Source organism: Mesorhizobium sp. M1088 (genome assembly GCF_040318575.1).
In the GTDB taxonomy this organism is placed as follows: Bacteria; Pseudomonadota; Alphaproteobacteria; order Rhizobiales; family Rhizobiaceae; genus Mesorhizobium.
In genome coordinates this window covers 1-665 of record NZ_JAMYMO010000132.1, presented here as the reverse complement: position 1 = coordinate 665, position 665 = coordinate 1, and the positions used below count along the sequence as shown (strand labels likewise).

1 protein-coding gene is annotated in these 665 nt (G+C 63.9%); it reads left to right on the top strand.

The genetic code is table 11. The annotated features are described in order from the left end of the window. Positions 1-43: 43 nt before the first annotated feature. The coding region (locus NKH49_RS34815) for a tyrosine-type recombinase/integrase (RefSeq protein ID WP_352930236.1) at positions 44-665 on the top strand (622 nt) is incomplete at its 3' end.

The following is a 665-nucleotide window of genomic DNA, read 5'->3' as shown; positions in this document are numbered from 1 at the left end:
GTCGATCTGACCATGGAGTTCCCTTCAACGAGAGGAACTCGCCATGGCTACCCTGTCGACCGATGCACCAATCTCTCCGCTTCGCCAGCGCATGCAGCACGACATGCTCATGCGTGGCCTGGGCTCCCATACCCAGCAAGACTACGTTCGTCACGTCCGGCGCTTCGCTGTGTTCCTTGGCCGCTCGCCCGACACTGCGAGGGCTGAGGACATCCGTCGATTCCAGCTGCATCAGCATGAGAGCGGCGTCGGCCCTGCGACGATCAATGGCGCGGTCTCGGCACTGCGGTTCCTGTTCCTGGTGACGCTGAAGCGGCGGGATCTGGCACGTGTGCTGGTGATCATGCGCCATCCACGCAAGCTGCCGGACGTGCTGAGCGTGGAGGAAGCGGCGCGGCTGCTCGAAGCAGCACCTGGCATCAAGTACAAGGCCGCGCTCGGTGTCGCCTATGGCGCGGGTCTGCGCGTATCGGAGGTCGCGCACCTCAAGGTCGATGATATCGACAGCACACGCATGCTGATCCGCGTCGAACAGGGCAAAGGACGCAAGGTTCGCAACGCCATGCTCTCGCCGCAACTCTTGGAACTGCTGCGGGTGTGGTGGCGCGAAGGCAGGCGTCGCGGGGTGATGCTTCCGCATGGCTGGCTGTTCCCGGGGCGCAGTT